The 1,499-nt window shown below is 69.6% G+C and carries 1 protein-coding gene; it reads right to left on the minus strand.

Annotated features, from left to right (window positions below; translation table 11 throughout):
- Nucleotides 1–29: 29 nt before the first annotated feature.
- Entirely contained in the window at nt 30–1,040 is a 1,011-nt protein-coding gene (locus ACFXKA_RS42730) for a M6 family metalloprotease domain-containing protein (protein ID WP_379431865.1), read from the minus strand.
- Between the last annotated feature and the right edge of the window lie 459 nt (nt 1,041–1,499).

Consider the following 1,499-nt stretch of genomic DNA (forward strand, 5'->3'; position numbering starts at 1 on the left):
GTGCAGGTGGTGGCGTCGTAGCCGGTCGATCAGCGTGCCTCGATCGCCAGGGCCGAGTGCACTCCCGACCTGACCACCGCGAGCCGGGTCCCGGCGCTCGCTCCGGCCGGGGGCGCGGCGTCCAGCGGTTCCAGGGTGAGCATGCTGCTGCCGATGGGCTTCACACAGCTCACCTGCCGCCCGCCGAGCCAGCCCAGTTTCCACTTGTGCCAGCCGAACAGGTCCGGCGACAGTCCGAATTGACTGCCCATCACATCCCAGTCGCCGACATGGGTGTCCCAGTCGCCCTTGCCGTCGGTGGGCCGGTGGTAGAGGTCGGGCAGGTCGAAGACGTGCCCGGTCTCGTGGGCGAGCACGTTGCGGTCCGGCGGGTGCCGCTCGAAGACGGTGACCACACGTTTGATGTCCGTGCCGTCCGCGGTCAGCGGGTGATCGAAGTTGACCACTTTCGTCGCGTCGGAATCCACGCCGGGCGCGTCCGGGTCCGCGACCAGATAGACGACGTCGTACCGCGAGAAGTCGATCACCGGATCGGCGACCGCCAGCGCGTCCCGCAGATACGCCGTGCGCATCGCCGGCTCCCAGTCGCGCTTTATGGCGTAGTCGGTGGACGCGCGCGGCATGTCGATCCACTGGAGCCGGGGGTGCGGGTGCAGCGCGAACTTCCCGTACGAGGCCCGCTCGAAGAATCTGCTGGTCGCCGGGAAGTGGTCGGCCACCAGATCGGCGGGCTCGATGCGCGGGGCCGCGTCCGGGAAGGACAGGAAGACCATGACCGCGTCGAGGGTCCTGGCCGGGCGTGGATAGGAGGCGTTCCAGGTGTCGAGGCCGAGCGAGTGGTGCGCGGTGGTACGCGGGAGGGCGCAGGGTCCTGCGGGGTCGGCGACGGCGGGGCCGGCCACCAGTGAGGTGGCGGCGACCGCGACGAGGGAGGTGAAGGCCGCGGCCGTACTGCGCAGGCGCGGCCGGTCCACTCCCCCGGGTGTCAGGCGACGCTCCACGTGGACCTCCGGCTGCGGAATGCGGGACAGCTCACTCACTTTCTGTCCTTTTGCTGTGATACGCCCTGTTCCGCTGGCCCAGTTGGGTGAGTGGACCGACACTCCCGGCGGATCACGGATAGTCACAATCGATCAGGGCTAAGACAGGTCGCGCCACAGGCGCGCAGAAACGATCGTGCGTCGATCGTGCGTCGACCCCGTACGCCCCGGTTCACCGCCGGAGAGCTGGAACGGCCGACCGGCCTGCCTCTATGATCGGCAGACTTTCCTGCGCCGATCATCGCGAATCACACCCCTGTACGACACCACTGCACTGCGGGAGCGAGCCGTGAGCGGAACCTCCGAAAGGCCCCGGCCCGCGGCCGTCGCGGCGCCCCACTCCGCCACGCCGTCAGTCACGGAGTGTCACGCTCCGGCCGTACAGGACGCCCGCTCCGCGGCGCACAAGGAGCACGGCGACCACGCGGAGAGCGGCGACTACCGGGCGGCCTTCAACGC

The organism is Nocardia sp. NPDC059228 (assembly GCF_042754245.1).
GTDB lineage: Bacteria > Actinomycetota > Actinomycetes > Mycobacteriales > Mycobacteriaceae > Nocardia.